This window comes from Rhizobium sp. RSm-3 (genome assembly GCF_001854685.1).
GTDB lineage: Bacteria > Pseudomonadota > Alphaproteobacteria > Rhizobiales > Rhizobiaceae > Rhizobium > Rhizobium ecuadorense.
Map to the genome: position 1 here is coordinate 383,327 of NZ_MAWZ01000024.1, position 19,456 is coordinate 402,782.

At 60.8% G+C, this 19,456-nt stretch carries 23 protein-coding genes and 1 tRNA gene; 10 read left to right on the top strand and 14 right to left on the bottom strand.

The genetic code is table 11. The features are described from left to right. Nucleotides 1–40: 40 nt before the first annotated feature. Complete coding sequence (locus tag BBJ66_RS20885; RefSeq protein WP_049735107.1) at nt 41–433, top strand: DoxX family protein; 393 nt, start codon at nt 41–43, stop codon at nt 431–433. A 146-nt stretch (nt 434–579) separates the two neighbouring features. On the opposite strand, the gene sugE is transcribed toward BBJ66_RS20885, so the two are convergent. The 9 genes from sugE to BBJ66_RS20930 form a co-directional block, all read right to left on the bottom strand. Beyond that, the gene (sugE, locus tag BBJ66_RS20890; protein WP_064838579.1) at nt 580–894 is read right to left on the bottom strand and encodes a quaternary ammonium compound efflux SMR transporter SugE; all 315 of its coding nucleotides are present in this window, start codon (nt 892–894) and stop codon (nt 580–582) included. 156 nt (nt 895–1,050) lie between these two features. Then, nucleotides 1,051–1,518: a YaiI/YqxD family protein gene (locus tag BBJ66_RS20895; protein ID WP_071089459.1), complete on the bottom strand. Its 468-nt coding sequence runs from the start codon at nt 1,516–1,518 to the stop codon at nt 1,051–1,053. Next, entirely contained in the window at nt 1,515–2,000 is a 486-nt protein-coding gene (locus BBJ66_RS20900) for a GNAT family N-acetyltransferase (protein WP_071089462.1), read from the bottom strand. Before BBJ66_RS20900 ends, BBJ66_RS20895 begins: the two co-directional genes overlap by 4 nt. A gap of 139 nt (nt 2,001–2,139) precedes the next feature. Then, a complete protein-coding gene (locus BBJ66_RS20905; RefSeq protein ID WP_049735111.1) occupies nt 2,140–2,460 on the bottom strand; it encodes a hypothetical protein in 321 nt (106 codons plus the stop codon). Nucleotides 2,461–2,466: 6 nt separating this feature from the next. Then, entirely contained in the window at nt 2,467–3,594 is a 1,128-nt protein-coding gene (locus tag BBJ66_RS20910; RefSeq protein ID WP_071089466.1) for an S-(hydroxymethyl)glutathione dehydrogenase/class III alcohol dehydrogenase, read from the bottom strand. A gap of 92 nt (nt 3,595–3,686) precedes the next feature. Continuing rightward, on the bottom strand, nt 3,687–5,696 hold the full coding sequence (locus BBJ66_RS20915) for an acetyl-CoA carboxylase biotin carboxylase subunit (RefSeq protein WP_071089469.1): 2,010 nt from the start codon (nt 5,694–5,696) through the stop codon (nt 3,687–3,689). Between the two features lie 91 nt (nt 5,697–5,787). Continuing rightward, the gene (locus BBJ66_RS20920; protein WP_071089472.1) at nt 5,788–6,492 is read right to left on the bottom strand and encodes a hypothetical protein; all 705 of its coding nucleotides are present in this window, start codon (nt 6,490–6,492) and stop codon (nt 5,788–5,790) included. Between the two features lie 97 nt (nt 6,493–6,589). Further along, the gene (locus tag BBJ66_RS20925) at nt 6,590–7,516 is read right to left on the bottom strand and encodes a DMT family transporter (protein WP_049735375.1); all 927 of its coding nucleotides are present in this window, start codon (nt 7,514–7,516) and stop codon (nt 6,590–6,592) included. Between the two features lie 128 nt (nt 7,517–7,644). Further along, a tRNA-Leu gene (locus BBJ66_RS20930) sits at nt 7,645–7,729 on the bottom strand. A gap of 182 nt (nt 7,730–7,911) precedes the next feature. Between BBJ66_RS20930 and lipB the strand changes: the two genes are divergently transcribed. After that, a complete protein-coding gene (gene lipB / locus BBJ66_RS20935; protein WP_049735376.1) occupies nt 7,912–8,631 on the top strand; it encodes a lipoyl(octanoyl) transferase LipB in 720 nt (239 codons plus the stop codon). 156 nt (nt 8,632–8,787) lie between these two features. After that, nucleotides 8,788–9,432, top strand: a complete 645-nt coding sequence (locus BBJ66_RS20940; RefSeq protein WP_071089476.1) for a methyltransferase family protein — start codon at nt 8,788–8,790, stop codon at nt 9,430–9,432. Between the two features lie 56 nt (nt 9,433–9,488). Here BBJ66_RS20940 and BBJ66_RS20945 read toward each other — a convergent pair whose 3' ends face one another. The 3 genes from BBJ66_RS20945 to BBJ66_RS20955 form a co-directional block, all read right to left on the bottom strand. Continuing rightward, entirely contained in the window at nt 9,489–9,854 is a 366-nt protein-coding gene (locus tag BBJ66_RS20945) for a hypothetical protein (RefSeq protein WP_071089479.1), read from the bottom strand. A 323-nt stretch (nt 9,855–10,177) separates the two neighbouring features. After that, entirely contained in the window at nt 10,178–10,708 is a 531-nt protein-coding gene (locus tag BBJ66_RS20950) for a BON domain-containing protein (RefSeq protein ID WP_049735379.1), read from the bottom strand. A gap of 102 nt (nt 10,709–10,810) precedes the next feature. After that, nucleotides 10,811–11,305, bottom strand: coding sequence for a peptide deformylase (locus tag BBJ66_RS20955; RefSeq protein WP_071089482.1), 495 nt, complete (start codon nt 11,303–11,305; stop codon nt 10,811–10,813). 242 nt (nt 11,306–11,547) lie between these two features. On the opposite strand from BBJ66_RS20955, the gene mgtE reads away from it, so the two are divergent. Together mgtE and BBJ66_RS20965 are read left to right on the top strand one after the other, a co-directional pair. Continuing rightward, complete coding sequence (gene mgtE / locus BBJ66_RS20960) at nt 11,548–12,963, top strand: magnesium transporter (RefSeq protein ID WP_049735381.1); 1,416 nt, start codon at nt 11,548–11,550, stop codon at nt 12,961–12,963. A gap of 64 nt (nt 12,964–13,027) precedes the next feature. Next, nucleotides 13,028–13,420, top strand: coding sequence for a MerR family transcriptional regulator (locus BBJ66_RS20965; protein WP_049735382.1), 393 nt, complete (start codon nt 13,028–13,030; stop codon nt 13,418–13,420). Here the strand turns inward: BBJ66_RS20965 and BBJ66_RS20970 are convergent, their stop codons facing one another. Both BBJ66_RS20970 and BBJ66_RS20975 read right to left on the bottom strand, forming a co-directional pair. Then, a complete protein-coding gene (locus tag BBJ66_RS20970) occupies nt 13,421–14,431 on the bottom strand; it encodes a heparan-alpha-glucosaminide N-acetyltransferase (protein WP_071089485.1) in 1,011 nt (336 codons plus the stop codon). Continuing rightward, nucleotides 14,431–15,195 carry a DUF599 domain-containing protein gene (locus BBJ66_RS20975; protein ID WP_071089489.1) on the bottom strand — a complete coding sequence of 255 codons (765 nt, stop codon included), beginning with the start codon at nt 15,193–15,195 and terminating at the stop codon, nt 14,431–14,433. Before BBJ66_RS20975 ends, BBJ66_RS20970 begins: the two co-directional genes overlap by 1 nt. A gap of 134 nt (nt 15,196–15,329) precedes the next feature. Here BBJ66_RS20975 and BBJ66_RS20980 point away from each other — a divergent pair, with 134 nt between their 5' ends. From BBJ66_RS20980 to BBJ66_RS21000, 5 genes are all read left to right on the top strand, one after another. After that, a complete protein-coding gene (locus tag BBJ66_RS20980; RefSeq protein ID WP_049735385.1) occupies nt 15,330–15,770 on the top strand; it encodes an Rrf2 family transcriptional regulator in 441 nt (146 codons plus the stop codon). Nucleotides 15,771–15,827: 57 nt separating this feature from the next. Next, complete coding sequence (locus BBJ66_RS20985) at nt 15,828–16,421, top strand: NADPH-dependent F420 reductase (protein WP_071089492.1); 594 nt, start codon at nt 15,828–15,830, stop codon at nt 16,419–16,421. 257 nt (nt 16,422–16,678) lie between these two features. Beyond that, nucleotides 16,679–17,089: a YybH family protein gene (locus BBJ66_RS20990; RefSeq protein WP_049735615.1), complete on the top strand. Its 411-nt coding sequence runs from the start codon at nt 16,679–16,681 to the stop codon at nt 17,087–17,089. A gap of 407 nt (nt 17,090–17,496) precedes the next feature. Next, nucleotides 17,497–18,900 carry an L-serine ammonia-lyase gene (locus BBJ66_RS20995; RefSeq protein WP_071089495.1) on the top strand — a complete coding sequence of 468 codons (1,404 nt, stop codon included), beginning with the start codon at nt 17,497–17,499 and terminating at the stop codon, nt 18,898–18,900. A 106-nt stretch (nt 18,901–19,006) separates the two neighbouring features. Continuing rightward, nucleotides 19,007–19,444, top strand: a complete 438-nt coding sequence (locus tag BBJ66_RS21000; protein WP_049735616.1) for a DUF1489 family protein — start codon at nt 19,007–19,009, stop codon at nt 19,442–19,444. The last annotated feature ends 12 nt before the right edge of the window (nt 19,445–19,456 follow it).

A 19,456-nucleotide genomic window follows, 5' to 3' on the forward strand; every position in this document is an offset into this window, starting at 1 on the left:
GAGCTAACGCTCGCCAGTATTCTTTTAATGGAGAGGTTTTATGTCAACTTTCGAGCGTCTTGCTGCCTATCGCCCCTATGGGCTGGCCGCTCTCAGAATCATCACTGCGCTGCTGTTCATCGAACACGGCACGATGAAGCTTTTCGGCTTCCCGGCGTCGCAGATGTCCGGCTCGCTGCCGCCGCTGATGCTTTTCGCGGCTGTTCTCGAGCTTGTCGGCGGCATCCTCATTCTCATCGGCCTGCTGACGCGCCCCGTCGCCTTCCTGCTCGCCGGCGAAATGGCGGTTGCCTATTTCATGGCGCATGCTCCGAGCAGCTTCTTCCCGGCCGTCAACCAGGGCGATGCCGCGATCCTGTTCTGCTTCGTCTTCCTCTACCTGTTCTTCTCCGGTCCCGGCGCGTTCGCCGTCGATAATCGTAAGGCAGCCTGAGCCGAGAGCGGTTCAACTTTTCATGGAAGCGTAGAACCGCTCTAACCTTTTGTTTTGACGCAATTCCGGACGGAAAACCGCTTCGCACTTTTCCTGGAATTTGCTCTAGCTGCGGGGCGTTACGATGCCCCGCAGCATTTCCTTCGTCAGGCAGTGAGCTTGAGACCGGCGATGCCGCCGACGATCAGCATGATGCAGGCAAGACGGGAGACACTTGCCTCATCGCCAAGCAGCCAGATGCCGAGGAGCACGGTGCCAACCGTGCCGATGCCGGTCCAGACCGCATAGGCGGTGCCGATCGGCAGGTGCTTCACCGCCAGGCCGAGCAGCACGATGCTCACCACCATTGAAATGACGGTCAATGCGGTCGGCAGCGGCCGTGTGAACCCATCGGTGTATTTAAGGCCGATCGCCCAGCCGCATTCGAAAAGACCAGCGAGAAAAAGCAGAAACCAAGCCATACGACTCTCCTTGTTCAAGAGCGAGGCCGTCCCCGCGACGTTGCATCCTCAGGACGCCGCAGTCGTCTGCGATCGTGTCTATATGCGCGAGAGAACGGCTGTGTTCAAGGTGGGAATCCGCATGGCCGCTATGCCACCCGTTTCATGCCGCGCGGATCAGGGCTGCCCGCCAGCCTCCTTGGAAAGGCTCTTGGCGCGGCGGCAGAGGCGGTCGAAGGTTTCCAGGAAACGCGAACGGTCTTTCGGGCTGAAGGCGGCGTTGTAGCCCTTGCTCTCACCGGTTTCGCGCAAATGCGCGCCGAGATCGCGCATGGCGCTCGCCATGCCGATATTGGTCTCGTCGAAGACGCGGCCCGTGGGGCCGCTGACGAAGGCGCCGGTGGCGACACAGCGCACGGCGAGCGGCACGTCGGCGGTGACGACGACGTCGCCCGGACCGGCGTGCTCGGCGATCCAATTGTCGGCGGCGTCGAAGGCGTTGGAGACGATGACGTTATGGATCATCGGATCGCGCGATGGGCGCAGGCCGGAATTGGCGACGAAGGTGACTTCGAGGCCGAGTCGTTCGGCGACCTTCAGCACTTCCGGCTTTACCGGGCAGGCATCGGCATCGACGTAGATCATGACAATATACTCGCCGGCCGAATTGACACTTGGCGGACCATATCGAGATGGGGAATGCCGTCTTCCAGATATTCCCCGGATGCCACGATGAAACCGAAGGTTTCATAAAAGCGTCGCAGATGGGCCTGCGCCGACAGGGCGATGGGGCTTGCCGGATAAAGCCGCCCGCAAGCGGAGATCGCTTCGCTCATCAATGCATCGCCGAGACGCCGGCCGCGATGGGCCGGCGAGACGACGACGCGGCCGATCTTTGACGGATCCTGCAGCCCGCGCGGCTTCAGGATTCGCGCCGAAGCCAGGAGTTCGCCGTTCTCCAGCAGCCGTAGATGCAGGGCATCGATATCCTTGCCGTCGAGTTCGGGATAGGCACAGTTCTGCTCGACGACGAAGACATCGACACGCATCTTGAGCAGGTCGTAGAGCTCCCGCGGGGAGAGCTCGTGGAGGCCCTTGAGGTCGGCCGTGTAGGGAATCGAAGCCATTGATAAAACCACGCCAGGAATGCTCCCGCCGGAATGCGGGAGCTGTTAGGCTTTCCGTATATGTACGACAGAACGGCTGACTTCAAGAAAGGAAATGGTTGCTGCCGGATGCGGCCGGTTGCCTGCAGACCGGCTCGTCCTAGCGCAGGTATTGATTAAAGTTCAGGCCGTAGGCATAGGGATTTTGTCCTGGAGGCTGCTGTGGCTCGGTCGAGTAAACATACACTCGTCCAGATGCTTCAAATCCTACGTCCCGGCCAATCGTCACAACCATATCAGTGGCCTGTTCGCTGTCGATCGCCCAAGCCTGCATGGAGAAAAAAGCTGCTGAGCCGGCCGTCGTGCCGAAATCGACATTGGATGTGACGACCTCTCCGTCTGCAATGACGGCAAAATGACGGAAAGCCGTTTTCAGCTTTCCGTATCGCAACTTCAATCTCCAATTCTTCAGGAAATCCATGTGTGGTCAGTAGACCACCACGCCGCGGATGCTTTCACCCTTGTGCATCATGTCGAAGCCCTTGTTGATGTCGTCGAGCGGCATGGTGTGGGTGATCATCGGGTCGATCTGGATCTTGCCCTGCATGTACCAGTCGACGATCTTCGGCACGTCGGTGCGGCCGCGCGCGCCGCCGAAGGCGGTGCCCATCCAGTTGCGGCCGGTGACCAGTTGGAACGGACGGGTGGAGATCTCCTGACCGGCGCCGGCAACGCCGATGATGATCGATTTGCCCCAGCCGCGATRGGAGGCCTCAAGCGCCTGGCGCATCACCTTGGTGTTGCCGGTGCAGTCGAAGGTGTAGTCGGCRCCGCCGATCAGGTCGCCATTGCGCTTGGTCATGTTGACGAGGTGGGGGACGATGTCGTCGCCGACCTCCTTCGGATTGACGAAATGCGTCATGCCGAACTTCTCGCCCCATTCCTTGCGGTCATTGTTGATGTCGACGCCGATGATCATGTCGGCRCCGGCGAGCCTGAGGCCCTGCAGCACGTTGAGRCCRATGCCGCCAAGACCGAARACGATCGCCGTCGAACCGATCTCGACCTTGGCGGTGTTGATCACCGCGCCGATGCCGGTGGTGACGCCRCAGCCGATATAGCAGATCTTGTCGAAGGGGGCGTCGGGATTGACCTTGGCAAGGGCAATCTCCGGCAGCACGGTGWAATTGGCGAAGGTCGAGCAGCCCATGTAATGATGGATCTTGTCCTTGCCGATCGAGAAACGCGAGGTRCCRTCCGGCATCAGACCCTGGCCCTGGGTCGAGCGGATCGCGGTGCARAGATTGGTCTTGCGGGAAAGGCAGGAATAACATTCGCGGCATTCCGGCGTGTAGAGCGGAATGACGTGGTCGCCCTTCTTGACCGAGGTGACGCCGGGGCCGACATCGACGACGATGCCGGCGCCCTCATGGCCGAGGATGGCCGGAAACAGGCCTTCCGGATCGGCGCCCGACAGCGTGAAGTCGTCGGTGTGGCAGATGCCGGTCGCCTTGACCTCGACCAGCACTTCGCCGGCCCGCGGGCCTTCCAGCTGCACGGTCATCACTTCGAGCGGTTTTCCGGCCTGAACGGCTACGGCGGCGCGAACGTCCATTTTCACAATCTCCCTGACAATTTTATTGGGGCTGACCTTGGCATGGCTGGCAAGCCGCGCTCAAGCGAAAACGGCCCGGCGGTCTTTTGCTCTCAGGCGAATTCCATGATCACGGCATCGACCGCCAGGCTTTCGCCGGCCGCGGCATTGATCTTCGAAACGATGAGATCGCGGTCGGCGCGCAGCACGTTTTCCATCTTCATCGCCTCGACGATCGCCAGCGTCTCACCCGCCTTGACCTCCTGGCCCTCGGCGACTGCGATGGACACGACGAGGCCGGGCATCGGACAGAGCAGCAGCTTGGAGGTATCGGGCGGCAGCTTCACCGGCATCAGCCGTTCGAGTTCGGCATGACGCGGCGAAAAGACTTTGGCCGTCACCGAAAGCCCCTGCCAGTCGATGCGCAGCCCATTGAGCACGGGGCGGATCTGTGCGGTGATATCCCGGCCGCCGACCTTGCCGCTCCAGACGGGATCACCGGGTCTCCAATCGGTGACAACGCTGCTGTTTTCGCCCTCCATCGCCATCTCCATATCGAAAGGGATGGTGACGAGGCCGTCGAGCAATCGGACGGCGACATGGCTGTCGCCTGTTTTGACCACCCAGTGCTCGCGCAGGGCGCCCGAGGCGGCGCGCAAGCGATCGGCGAAACGCTCGCGCCGGTTCGCCTCGATCAGGCAGGCGGATAGCGCAATGGCAGCCAGCACAGCCTCTTCCGTCCTGTCCGGTTTCATCGGCGCGAAGCCGTCGGGATATTCCTCTGAAATGAAGCCCGTGGAAAGCCGGCCCTCGCGCCAGCGCGGATGTTTCATCAGCGCCGACAGGAACGGGACATTGTGCTCGATGCCATCGACGACGAAGCCGTCGAGCGCCCGGCCCATGGCCTCGATCGCCTCCAGCCGCGTCGGCGCCCAGGTGCAGAGTTTGGCGATCATCGGATCGTAATACATCGAGATCTCGGCGCCCTCGAAAACGCCGGTATCGTTGCGGACCACGACATTGCCGGTGCGGCCTTCGGCCGGCGGGCGGTAGCGCGTCAGGCGGCCGATCGAGGGCAGGAAGTTGCGGTAGGGGTCTTCTGCATAGAGCCGGCTTTCGATCGCCCAGCCGTCGAGCCTGATATCGTCCTGGGCGAGGGCAAGCGGCTCGCCCGCGGCGACACGGATCATCTGCTCGACGAGATCGATGCCGGTGACCAGTTCGGTGACGGGATGTTCGACCTGCAGGCGGGTGTTCATTTCGAGGAAATAGAAGTTGCGGTCGCGGTCGACGATGAATTCGACGGTGCCGGCGCTCTGGTAATCGACGGCTCTGGCCAGCGCCACCGATTGTTCGCCCATCGCCTTGCGGGTTTTTTCGTCGAGGAAGGGCGAGGGCGCCTCTTCCGCCACCTTCTGGTTCCGCCGCTGGATCGAGCATTCGCGTTCGCCGAGATAGACGACCTTGCCATGCGCATCGGCCAGCACCTGGATCTCGATGTGGCGCGGCTCGACGATGAATTTCTCGATGAAGACGCGGTTGTCGCCGAAGGAGCTCTTCGCCTCGGAGCGGGCGCGCTCGAAACCGTCGCGCACCTCCGCCTCATTCCAGGCGATGCGCATGCCCTTGCCGCCGCCGCCGGCCGATGCCTTGATCATGACGGGATAACCGATGCCGCCCGATATCACTTCCGCATGGGCGGCATCCTCGATGACGCCGAGATGGCCTGGCACGGTGGATACGCCGGCGGCATTGGCGAATTTTTTCGATTCGATCTTGTCGCCCATCGCCATGATGGCCTTCGGCTTCGGGCCGATGAAGACGATGCCCTGTTTTTCCAGCTCGGCGCAGAAGGAGGCGCGCTCGGACAGGAAGCCATAACCGGGATGCACCGCCTCGGCGCCGGTCGCCTTGCAGGCGGCGATGATCTTTTCGGCAACCAGGTAACTCTCTGAGGCGGCGGCAGGGCCGATATGCACGGCCTCGTCGGCCATCTCGACATGCAGCGCGTCCCGGTCCGCATCCGAATAGACCGCGACGGTCGAAATGCCCATGCGGCGCGCAGTCTTGATCACGCGGCAGGCGATTTCGCCGCGATTCGCGATCAGGATTTTCTTGAACATCGAGACTCCACCCAGAAATGCGTTCCGGAGTTTTACGCACAAAACACCGGAACGCACAATCATGCTTGAGGAGTGGCAGGCTTGAGGAGCTTCAGGCGACGGCCGCTTCCGAGACGGGTTCCTCGTCGACGATGCGCAGCCAGCGGCTGCGCCGCGGCTCGGCATAGTCGCGCAGCTCGGCGGCGGCCATGATGCCGGCCCAATGCGGGTGATTGGCGCCGGGCAGCGTCGCCTGATCGATCTGCTGGAGCACGCCGTATTCGACCGCGGAGACGGGGATGACACCGCCTTCAGCGACGCTTCTGAAGATGCGCATGGCGAAATCGACATCCTGGCGGGTAATGCCCCGGCGATCGACGGCGCGCGACAGCTTGTAGCCACCGATATTGTCGGTGATCGCCAGGCGTAGCTGATCCAGTGCCAGCGCTCGCAATTCACCCGGGACATCGGCCGAAAGCTCCATCACATGGAGAATGAGCTCGAGTTCCAGCGCCGAGTTGACGACACCATCGGTCGTGAACATGCGCATGATCCAGGCGACGTTGATTTCGTCGAGCGAGCCTTGCGGATAGGTGTAATGGACGATGAAGCCGGCGAGTTGCTCGACGAAGAAGATGTTCCAGGCGGCGCATTTTTCAGGGCAGGAATTGTTGAGCGCCAACATCGCCACGACATCGTCGGATGTCCGGATTCCCTCCGGGAAAGCATGTTTGCGCAACAGGACTATATCTTCGGCTGTCAGCCGATGCTTGCCGGCCACCACACAGGCCGGGAAAGCGAGACGGAATTCGCTCATGTTTTAGCTCCAGGCTTCATCATGAAGCCGGGTACAGTTTTACCGTCTGCGAATTGACGATCCCTCAAGAAGCGGAGTTAATCCAATCTTCCCGGGATCAGGAGGATTTTAGCGATCGTGCCTGCAGCCGCTCGCGCCAGATGATGAACAGGCCCGATGCGACGATGATGAAGATGCCGACCCATTTGGAAAAGTTCGGGAAATCGTTGAACAGCGCATAGCCAAGAACGGTCGCCGAGATGATCTCGAAATATTGGAACGGCGCAAGCAGCGACAGCGGCGCGAGCCGAAAAGCCCGGACGATCAGCATATGCGCATATCCGGAGATCGAACCCAGCGCGAGAAGCAGGACAAGACCAAGGCCGGAGCCGGGCAGGGAGACGGCGAAATCGGCATTGCCGGAACCGCTGCCGACGAGAAGGGCGGCGGCCATGAAAACCGTTCCGCCGATGCCGGCCATCGTCTGCATGGTCAGCGGCGAATCGGCCTCGCCGATGGCGCGGTTGAGGAAAAGATAGAGTGAGAACAGAAAGGCGCAGGCGACCGGCAGCAGCGCCTTTAGGCCGAATATTTCGTAACTCGGCTGAATGACGATCATCGCGCCGCCGAAACCGACGACGATCGCCATCCAGCGCCGCCAACCGACCTTCTCCCCGAGGAACAGCGCCGACATGGCCGTCAGCATGAAGGGCTCGACGAAATAGATGGCGAAGACGTCGGCAAGCGGCATGTATTTGACGGCAACGAAAAAAAGCAGGCTGGCGGCGCCATGCAGCACGCCGCGCAGCAGGTTCATCCATGGCCGCTTGGCCGAAAGCGCCTTCAGTCCGAAAAGGCCGAGGAGAATCGGCAGGGTGCAGGCGATCTGGAAGAAGAATCGGTAGAAGGTTACCTGACCCGGCGACATCGCCTCGAAAGTCGCCATATATTTGGCGATGGCATCCATGGTCGGCAGGATCAGCATGGCGCCGGACATGATCGCCATGCCCTGCAGGGAGTTTTGATGGGCTGGATGCTCTGACATGGCGGCCGATTCGTGACGGGGATGACGCCATCAACCATGCGACGGCCGGCCGATCAAGCCGAGCAACCGCAAATAGCGTCGAGGAAAAATCGAAATCGTCGCTTCGAAAGCGTTTCCCTGAAGGGAGATGGTGCGGTCGAGAAGACTCGAACTTCCACGGGTTGCCCCACAGCGACCTCAACGCTGCGCGTCTACCAATTCCGCCACGACCGCATCGTGGTAGGTGCCGATTTGCGTCGGCGGGGCAGCATGTAGCAAAAGGATTTGGGGTGCACAAGGGCGATGTGACAGTTTTTTTCAAAACCGGTCACAGCATTTGAATTGGCCCTGAAACGGGTCCATATAGGTCTCCTGCCGCCCCTTTTTATCAGGCATTTCGGGGAGAGCGGCAAGGAATGGCCATGCTGCGCACCGATCTCGAATTCTCCATGCTCCCGAATCCCGGTACCCGCCCGGTGCGCTGGCGCATCGCCGACGGCCTCGTTGCCTATGAGGAGGCGGTGGAGACGATGGAGCGCGAGGTGGCGGTGATATCAGACGGCGGCGACGAGCTCGTCTGGCTCGTCGAACATCCGCCGCTCTATACCGCCGGTACCAGCGCCAATGCCGGGGATCTCGTCCAGCCTGACCGTTTCCCGGTCTTTGCGACGGGGCGCGGCGGTGAATATACCTATCATGGACCCGGCCAGCGCGTCGCCTATGTCATGCTCGACCTGAAACGCAGGCGCCAGGACGTGCGCGCCTTCGTCGCCGCCCTCGAGGACGTCGTCATCCGCACGCTCGACATGATGAATGTGCGTGGCGAGCGGCGTGAAGATCGCGTCGGCGTCTGGGTGCGGCGGCCGGAAAAGCCATTGCTTGCCGATGGAACGATGGCCGAGGACAAAATCGCCGCCCTCGGCATCAGGCTGCGGAAATGGGTGACCTTCCACGGACTGTCGCTCAACGTCGATCCCGATCTCGATCATTTCGGCGGCATCGTGCCCTGCGGGATCTCGGCCTATGGCGTGACCAGCCTGGTCGATCTCGGCTTGCCGGTGATGATGGCCGATGTCGATATCCGGCTGCGCACCGCCTTTGAGGCGGTTTTCGGTGAAACGGTGCGCGAAAGCTGACGCCGATCCGGCCTGTCATTGCTGCGGCGCTCTGCAGTCAGAATCGGCAAAGCAACAACCGCCGCTCCCTCAGATATGAGCGAACGCCTTAACCCATAATTATCGACAACGCAGATATAGCTTGCAACATCTTATGATGTGGAAGTCTTGCGGAATATGAAAAAAAAAGCAGCGGCAAACTGGTCGTTTCTCGATATCCATTTCGTTCTGGATATCGTCGAAAAGGTCCTGATCTGCTATTTATTCGTTGCGATCGTCATGCGTATCTTGCCCCAGATGCAGGGCAACAGGGCGATCATCGATGGCCTGCTGATCGTTTCGGAAGGAGCCGCCGCCTTTCTGATCCTGACCCGCCGACCGACGAGGAATGCGTCCCTACGGGTCTATGACTGGACTGTCACCGCCATCGGCACGCTCTTCCCACTGCTCGTCTCGCCAACGACGTTGGAGCCGCTTGTACCGCTTTGGCTCTGTGGAGTAGTGATGTGCCTCGGCTTCATCCTGCAAATATCGGCAAAGCTGGTATTGCGGCGAAGCTTCGGTCTGGTGCCGGCCAATCGTGGCGTCAAGATCGGCGGCCCCTACAGGTTTGTCCGCCACCCGATGTATGCGGGCTATTTGATGACGCATGTCAGCTTTTTCCTGGCCAATCCGGCGATCTTGAATTTCGCCATTTATGCGACGGCTCTTGCCGCGCAATGTCTGCGCCTTCTGGCGGAGGAACGTCTGCTCAAAGAGGATCCCGCCTATACCGCCTTCATGGCCAGGACCCGTTACCGGCTCGTTCCATTCGTGTTCTGAGGTAATGGAAGCGGATTAACAGGAAGGGGCCGATTTTCCGGCCCCTTCTCGTTGGATCAATGCGTGGCGCGGCACGCTTCGGTACGGGAGGCGCCGCTGTCGGCACCCTTGGTGTGAGAGCCCTTCGGGCCAATCATGCTATGGCATGGGGGCAGGGGAGCGATGCTCGCCGTGGCGGTCTTGTCGACGGCAGGGGCGGCCATGGCGCTCGGGGCGAAGCCGTCGCTGTCGTTGGTGTAGTCGCTGGAATAGGCCGGGGCCTTACGGTTCGTGTAGTGAACAGGGGCGGGTTTGGCCATCGGGCTCGGTGAGAAGCCGTCGCTATCGTTGGTATAGTCGTCCGAATAGGTCGGCTGGGCGAAGGCGGCGCCTGCAAGGCTGACGGCGAACAGGGACGCGGCAAGGGCAAATTTGATGCGCATGGGTTTATCTCCTCAATCTGCTGTTGAATTTCACAACATAAAACCAACCCCTGGCGCATCCAAGTTCGCGCCGCAATTCAGGCAATTTTGTGATGGAACGGCGGCGCAGCCGCGACCTTTTGTCCAAATGAAATCACAGTGTTGTCACCGAAATTGACGTTCGCGTTACGCCAGCCGCCTAAGCAAAATCATAAAATACCGTATCGCCGAACACACATTGCGATGCAATCTGTAATTGTTAACTTTTGGTAATGTTGCAAAGGACAGACCGCGGCGACGGAAGGCATTGCCGCCCTCCGCCGACTATCGTTTCTGATGCCTGATCAGTCTTCGTTCGGGATATGCGCGTCGACGCCGGTCAGCTGCAGTCTGTTGCGGACATGGCGGACGCCGTCGACCGAAAGCGCACTGAGTTCGACCTTGCGGGCAATGCCGATCGTCTCCACCGAACCTTCCAGGGTGATGACGTGTCCGTCTGCATGAACCTCGATGCTGTTGATGTCGACCTCGGGAATAGCTTCGAGATGATCGTTCACCCGTGCTTCGAGTTCGTCGCTTTCATCGCGGTCGATGGTGTCGGCCCGCAGCGAGTCCTTCAGACGGTTCTCATTGCCGTCTTCATCCGTGCCGTCGATCCGGAAGCCTCTGTTGGGGTCGCTGTCGAAATTCGCGGCCGTCTCGCCATAGGGGCGGTTGGCCGGGTCGGCGCCGGTGCCGTCGGCGTACGGCCAGCCGTCGTCGAGATTGCGTTCCTCGAGGTCGCGATAATCTTCTTCACGGGAAAGCTCTGCCTTTTCATCAAAAGGCTTGGGACCTTCGCGTGAAATCGGGGGCTTGTCACCGATCCTTGCCATTGCAGTCGCTCCTTTTTGCGGGAAATCGCTGGGTTTCTTTGCGGGAAACGCCGGCAATGGCGAATGGTTCGGCGCGGGAGGCCGATTTGTCGGCCCTGATCGTCAGGCTTGCACTTTCTCCCATTTTTTGACGAGACGGTCGCGTTTCAGCCGCGAGAGGCGCTGCAGCCAGAAAATGCCGTCGAGCTGGTCGACCTCGTGCTGGATGCAGATGGCGAGAAAATCTTCGGCGACGTCCTCGTGCATGTTGCCCTCGGCGTCCTGATAGCGGAAGCGGATCGAGCGCGGGCGCGTGATCTCGTCGGTTGCTCCCGGCATCGAGACGCTGCCTTCGGCATGGGTCATCGTCTCCTTCGAGAACCAGGTGACCTCCGGGTTGACGTAGAGCCGCACGCCGTCGGTCTTGTCGAGTTCCAGCACCGTCACACGGCTAAAGACGCCGATATGAGCGGCGGTGATGCCGACGCCGGGAGCGGCGCGCATCGTCGCCAGCAGGTCGTCGGCAAGCCCGGCAAGCGACGAATCGAAGACTGTCACCGGCGCGCAGACGGTCTTCAGACCAGGATGCGGATAGCGCAGGATCGGGCGAATTGGCATGGGGCGGTGTTCCTCGGCTCGGATGCATGGCGAAACTATCGCCGGCCGCGGGCATTGTCATCAAGAGGCAGGTTTGCGGCTTTACGGCAGGGATGCTTTGGGCTAGCAGGAACCATGAATTCCGACCGCGGGAACCTCGCGCGGGGATTTGCTTATCTGCTTGTTGACAATATGTTTTCCGCCGACATTCGCGAATGTGGCGCTGTAGTCGTTGAAATTCGAACCAGATGCGAGGGCGGCAGATGACGACGACCGATGGGGAAGACCGCATCCGCAGGCGTCCCGACGACGAGGGAGCCGATATCTACGACGAGGACGGCAATGTCCGCAGCGATTTCCTGGCGCTGGTCGGCGCCGCGATCGCCGACCGCGACACGCTGTTCCTGCGCCAGAACGTTGCCCGCCTGCATGAATCCGAAATAGGCGACCTGCTGGAAGCGATCCAGCCGGATCAGCGCCTGGCGCTGGTGCGCCTGCTCGGCGACGATTTCGACATGACGGCGCTGACCGAAGTCGACGAGGCGATCCGCCGCGAGATCGTCGACCAGATGCCGAACGAGCAGATTGCCGCCGCGATCGGCGATCTCGATTCGGACGACGCCGTCTACATTCTCGAAGATCTCGACAAGGAAGACCGGGAAGAAATCCTGGCGCAACTGCCGTTTACCGAGCGGGTGCGGCTGCGCCGGGCGCTCGACTATCCCGAAAGCTCGGCCGGTCGCCGCATGCAGACGGAATTCGTCGCCGTGCCGCCATTCTGGACTGTGGGACAGACGATTGATTACATGCGCGACGAGGAGGATCTTCCCTATTCCTTCTCGCAGATCTTCGTCATCGATCCGACCTTCAAGCTGCTCGGCGCCGTGGATCTCGACCAGATCCTGCGCACCAAACGGCAGACGAAGATCGAGCAGATCATGCGCGAGACCAACCATCCGGTGCCGGCCGAGATGGACCAGGAGGAGGCCGCCCAGCTCTTCGAGCAGTACGACCTTCTCTCGGCCGCCGTCGTCGACGAGAACGGCCGGCTGGTCGGCGTGCTGACCATCGACGACGTCGTCGACGTCATCCACGAGGAGGCGGACGAGGACATCAAGCGCCTTGGCGGCGTCGGTGACGAAGAGCTGTCGGACAATGTGCTGTCGACGGCGCGCTCGCGTTTCCTCTGGCTTCTGATCAATCTCGCCACGGCAATGCTGTCGGCCAGCGTCATCGGCCTGTTCGACGCCTCGATCGAGAAAATGATCGCCCTTGCGGTGCTGATGCCGATCGTCGCCTCGATGGGCGGCAATGCCGGCACGCAGACGATGACGGTGACGGTGCGGGCGCTCGCCACCCGCGATCTCGACATCTACAATGCCGGCCGCATCATCCGCAGGGAGGCGGGTGTCGGCATCCTCAACGGCATCGTCTTCGCGACGATCATGGGCTTGATCGCCGGCACCTGGTTCCACGACTATCAGCTCGGCGGGGTGATCGCGGCGGCGATGATCATCAATCTGATGGCAGCGGCCCTTGCCGGCATCCTGCTGCCGCTGCTGCTCGACAAGGTGGGCGCCGACCCGGCGATCGCCTCGTCGGTCTTCGTGACGACGGTGACCGACTGTACCGGCTTCTTCGCTTTTCTCGGCATCGCCACATGGTGGTTCGGCATTTGACCGGCCGTCAAAATTGACTATTACGTAAAAGTCAATATTATTGCCGGTTCATGACGGGGAACACATGCTGGTGAACAAGTTTTATAGCATAACGGAGTTGACGCGCGAATTCGGTGTCTCGACGCGCACGCTCCGCTTCTACGAGGACGAGGGACTGATCCATCCGGAACGGCGAGGGCGCACCCGTCTCTTCCGCCAGGCCGACCGACGGCTTATCGCGGAAATCCTGCGCGGCCGGCGCATCGGCTTCACCATTGCGGAAATCCGCGAGATCATCCAGGTCTACAAGGAGCCGCCGGGCGAACTCGGTCAGTTGAAGCTGCTGATGAAGCGCGTCGACGAGAAGCGCGATGACCTGCGTCAGAAGCGCAAGGATATCGACGACACGCTGGTGGAACTCGACAATATCGAAGAGGCCTGCCTCGGCCGCCTCGCCGAAATCGGCGTCACCACCTGATCATTGCTGCGGCTGTGGCGCAGGCTCGACCTCGGCGCTGCATTCGCCGGCGATCATCTGGATCCGCTCATCCTTCTCGACGTCGATCTCGTTCGCCTGCAGCGGAGTCAACAGGCTTTGGGCCTGCAATTTCTCCAGCGTACACTGGCAAAAGCTGCTGCAAAGCGCTTCGCCCTGTTGCATGACGCAAGTGGAGTTGCATTGCTTTAGGTAAGTTTCGGCCGGATCCGGCTTCGGCGGCGGGACGAGAAGGGAAAGCCCGTAAGCGATGCCGATCAGCACCGGCTGGTGAACAAGGTAGAAGGCAAGGCTGTGGCGGCCGAGCTTTGCCGGCCACCAGGAACCGGTGCCGATAGCGGCAAGCCGATGCAGCAGCCTGGTTCTGATGGCGATCGAGGCAAAACTCAATCCCGCGAAAAACGGCGCTGCCCAGGGAAATAGCGGCACATAATCATTCGACCGTTCCGGCATCGCGGCCAGCCCGATCCAGGCCAGATATCTCGGATCGAAGAAGGATGACCGCAGCAGGCCGGGCGTGCCGAAATTGTCGGTAAGCCAGGCGGCAAGGAGCGCCAGCGTGGCGATCAGCGTGAAGGCGAGCGGCAGCCTCAAAAAGACGATGCCGATCAGCGTCAGCACCGCGATGCAATGCAGGATGCCGAAATAGATCCACTCGTTCGGCATGGCGATGCGCGTCGCGATCGAGATCGCAGCGGCCGCTGCGGCAATCATGCCGAAACGCTTCCAGAAGGACGGCCAGCGGATCTCCGGCTTGCTCGACAGCACCAGGCTGATGCCGACGATGAAGAGAAAGGTCGTGGCGATCGCCCGGGCATAGATCTTCAGCCAGCCTGTCTCGGCCGTACCCGGCGCGAGATAACCCATGAACTCCATATCCCAGCTGAAATGGTAACTCGCCATGGCGATCAGCGCGACACCGCGCGCCGTGTCCAACAGGCCGATGCGCGGCGGTCTTGCCGCCGCATCGGTTTCGATTGCAGGCAATGTCATCACAGTCCCTCGGGCAAATCACGTCCGTCGCTCGACGGCATGTCGCGGCGGAGAGCGGAAAGGTGGAGATTCGATGGCGGACCGGCATCCATGATCGCCAGCCGCGCCTGCGAAAAGAACTGCCGCCGCGCCAGCACGAAGATGACGATCGCTGTCGTCGTCATGAAGACATAGGGGTTGATGAACCAGCCGAGATAGCCGATCGACAGGAAGATCGCCCTGAGGCCCTCGTTGAAATTGCTGCCGGCAATGACATTCATGCGGATGACGCGTTCGGCTGCCCGCTCGGCGGCGATGATGTCGCCCTCGGCGTCGCGCAGCATCGGGATCGAGCCGAACAGGATGGTGCAGTAGTTGAACAGCCGATAGGACCAGCCGAATTTGAAGAAGGCATAACCGAAAAGGGCCGCCAGTCCGCCGACCTTCATCTCGAAGGCGCCGTGGCCGCCATGGAAGACGAAGGGCAGGTCGGCGAAGACGGCATCGACCTTTTCGGTTGCGCCCAGCAAGGCGAAGCAACTGCCGATCGCGAAGATCGACGTCGAGGCGAAGAAGGCGGTGCCGTTCTGCAGGCCGGCCATGATCTGCGTGTCGATCATCTTCAGGTCGCGGCGCAGCGAATTGTAGATCCACTCGCGCCGCCGCTCGGTCATCGCATGGGTGAGGCTTGTGCGACCGAAAAAGGTGCGGCCCTTCAGCAGCCAGGAATAGCCCATCCAGACACAGGCAAAGAAGGCCAGAGCGATATAGTCCGCCGTCGTCATCAGTGATTCAGTCTCCGCATGAAGTGCGGCCACCTTACATATGCATCGAAATGCTGCAATGACTCCGACGAGTACCTTGACATATCACTCGGATCTGTATGTAAGTCGCTAACGCACTAACGAAAGGATGGACCTTGCCTACCAGTACTCGCTTCGTCGTGGCCGTCCATACTCTCGCGATCTTGGCGATCAACGAGGGACGGCCCGTGCGTTCGGAGGATCTGGCGTTCAGTGCGAATACAAATCCGACCGTTATCAGGTCTTTGTTGTCGGGGCTGGCCGATGCAGGTTTCACCACCGCGCAGCTCGGCGCTGGCGGTGGGGCATTGCTGGCTCGCAAGCCGTCCCACATTGCGTTGTTGGATGTTTATCGCGCGGTCGAGGACAGCGAATTGTTTTCCATGCATCGCTCGCCACCAAACAGCGTCTGCGTGGTTGGGCGAAACATCCAAAACGTGCTGCGTCCAACCTTGGATAAGGCGCAAGCCGCTCTCGAAGCAGAGTTGGCATGCGTGACAGTGGCGGACATAGCAGCGGAAATTGCGCAACGAGGTGATTTCAGAATCCCTAGTTAATTTATTCGCGAAAATTGTAATTGTGTCAATGACACACATTTTTGAAAGGAAGTAACTATGACTATCTCTATCATCGGGTCGGGCGCCATCGGGTCGGTTCTAGCGCGGCGTTTCGCCGCCAACGGAATTGACGTGGCGATCACCAACAGCCGCGGCGCATCCTCGTTGCGGGAACTGGCCCGAAAGCTTGGTCCTCATGTCCGGGCTGTCGATTTGCCGGAAGCATTGCAGGCCGACACTATCATCTTAGCCGTCCTGTACACGACAGTGCCCGAGCTTGCGGACAAGATCGACTGGTCCGGCCGCACGGTGATCGATGCGACCAACGCAATCGACTTCAGTGATTTCAGTCCAACAGAGCTAAACGGTAAACTTTCATCGGACATCGTAGCCGAGATTTTGCCAGGTGCGCGCGTCGTGAAGGCCTTTAACACTCTACCTGCCGCGACCCTCGCTGAAGATCCGGGCGAGGCGGAAGGCCGAAGGGTTATCTTCGTGTCCGGCGATGATGCCGAGGCACGAAAGTCGGTCGCTGCCCTTGTCAGCCGACTTGGCTACGCGGCAATCGATCTTGGCCGAATTCAGGAAGGCGGGCGGCTACAGCAGTTCGGTGAAAGCCTGCAGGGCCTGAACCTCATCCTCAAACGCTGATAAGCATTGAGGCAACATCAGGAGCCGGGCGACTTCTGCAGCCGGCTCCTATTTTTATCGACGAACTGGCGCCTATCGGCTTCAGATCCATAACGGAAAACATCAATACGACTATCTCCGGAGGTAATGGTTGAAGAGACAATGGCGATAAGCCGTGGTCTTGCAAACGAGGTTCGATCCTTAAAGCAACTGCTTGCCGAATTTAAGCTGAACAGTGATGCGCCATGCTTTGGAGCACGGCATTTGAGGGAATGGTGATGAGCGAAGTATTTAATGAAGAACTGGCCGCTGTTGAAGCGACCGCTGTTTCCTACTTGACCGCGTTCAATCGCGCCGACGTCGCCGCCGTCACAGCGACATACGCCGATGACGGCGTATTGATGGCTCCCGGCAGGCCGGCGGCAGTGGGCAAGGACAGGCTCGCCATGGTCTATCCCGGCGTCTTCGAGAAAGTCGGATTCGACATGACCTATGAAATCAAGGAGGTCGTGCAAACCAGCGCCGACTGGGCTTTCGTCCGGAGCGCCACCAAGGGCACCGAGACCATCAAGGCGACCGGCGATGTCACGCCCGCGACATACGAGGAGCTGTTCCTACTACGCAAATCGGCTAGTGGAGCGTGGCAGATTGCGCGATATTGCACTACAAAGACTAGTCCTACAGCCTGAGCAGCGCGCTGACACGGCGATGACATAGGTGGAATTGAAGTTGTTTGGATGGAGTAGGTTAGTGCGGATTGGCCTGAAGCCTTTGTCCAATCTGACTGGTCTTCGATGGACTGACGTTTTGAGCAATGCAAACGAACAGGAGACCGTTTTCGTGGCAGCGGACATGACTTGTCATCGAGAATGGGGGTGTCAAGAGGTAGAGGGGCAGTGGAGTCGAATCGGCACCACGCCTTGCGTAGCTGCTGGTTCAGTGGAAGAGTGTTAGACGCGGCTTAGGCGTTCTTACGGATGTATCGTTCTGCTGTTCAAGGGGAATGTCGCACCGGCTGCATGCGATGTCGGTGACCCGCACGGATTGAAAACCGGCGTCGCTTAAGCTTGCATCCTCGTAATCAGAAGGCACATTCATGTTTCTCTCGGTATTCGATGTCTTCAAGATCGGTGTCGGGCCGTCGAGCTCGCACACGATGGGTCCGATGTCGGCCGCCAACCGGTTTCTCGCGCTGATTCTGTCGGACGAATGGCCGCGCCCGTCCACGGGTGCGCAGGTCGTCGCGATCAAGGTCAGCCTGCACGGCTCGCTCGCCCATACCGGCATCGGCCACGGCACGGGCAGGGCCGTTATTCTCGGCCTGATGGGCGAGGCGCCCGACAGCGTCGATCCCGACAGGATGGACGGCATCATCGATACGGTCGAACGTACCGGCCGCATCACGCCCGAGGGACATCCCGCCTATCAGTTCCAGCCGAAGACTGATCTGATCTTCGACAAGAAGCAGCCGCTGCCAGGCCATGCCAACGGCATGGTCTTTTCCGCCTTTGACCGGGACGGCCGGCTGCTCATCAAGCGCGTCTATTATTCGGTCGGCGGTGGCTTCGTCGTCACCGACACCGAGCTGGAACAGATGCGGGCGAAGAAGAATGCGGCCGGCGGCACGCGCGTGCCCTATCCCTTCGCGACCGCCAGGCAGATGCTCGACATGGCGGAGCGCTCCGGGCTGTCGATCGCCCAGATGAAGCGGGCGAACGAGGAGAGCCAGCGCTCGCGCGAGGAGCTCGATCAGGGGCTCGACCGCATCTGGGAGGCGATGCGCTCCTGTATCGAGCGCGGCCTCAAGGTCGAGGGCATCATGCCGGGCGGCCTCAATGTCAAGCGCCGCGCCCGCCGGATTCACGACAAGCTGGAAGAGGAGTGGCGCAGCAACCGCGTCAACCCGCTGCTCGCCAACGACTGGCTGAGCGTCTATGCGATGGCCGTCAATGAGGAGAATGCCGCCGGCGGGCGCGTCGTCACGGCGCCGACCAACGGGGCGGCCGGGGTGATTCCGGCGACGATCCGCTATTACGAGCATTTCCACGAAGACTGGGACCAGGACGGCATCCGCGATTATCTGCTGACGGCCGCGGCGATCGGCGGCATCATCAAGCACAATGCCTCGATCTCGGGCGCCGAAGTCGGCTGTCAGGGCGAGGTCGGCTCGGCCGCGGCGATGGCGGCCGCAGGCCTTGCCGCCGTCATGGGCGGTACGGCGGAGCAGATCGAAAACGCCGCCGAGATCGCGCTCGAACATCATCTCGGTATGACCTGCGATCCGGTCGCCGGCCTCGTGCAGGTTCCCTGCATCGAGCGCAACGCGCTCGGCGCCGTCAAGGCGGTCACTGCGGCATCCCTGGCGGTCAAGGGCGACGGCCAGCATTTCGTGCCGCTCGATGCCTGTATCGAGACGATGCGCCAGACCGGCCACGACATGAGCGAGAAATACAAGGAAACCTCCACGGGCGGCCTTGCCGTCAATGTCGTCGAATGCTGACTTTGTGGACGCGCCCTTAGAGCGGATCAGCGCTTTACCGCTTCGCGCTTCTCCTGGAATGCTTTAGATGCTTGACGCCTGCCGCCAAAAGGATTTCAACGGCGGCATGGCATTGCATCTCATCAAACTCTGTGTTGGCGCCGACTCGATAGACGATCTGCGCGAATGGGTGGCGGAACGCTCGCTCAGCGCCATCGCCGCCGGGCTCGAGCCGCATTCGGTGCACACGACGCGCATGGTGCCGAAGCGCATGGAGGAGCTGCTCGATGGCGGCTCGCTCTATTGGGTGATCAAGGGGCAGGTGCAGGCGCGGCAGAAGCTGCTCGGCATCGAGACCTTCACCGACGGCGAGGGCATCTCGCGTTGCCGCCTGATGCTCGGCCCGGAGGTCATCGAGACGGCCGTGCAGCCGAAGCGTCCCTTCCAGGGCTGGCGTTATTACACAGAGGACGACGTGCCGCGCGACCTGATGAGCCTTGGCGCCGGCATCGTCGAAATGCCCGCGGACCTTCGCCGCGAGCTGACGGATCTTGGCCTGCTTTAACCTCTACCGCCC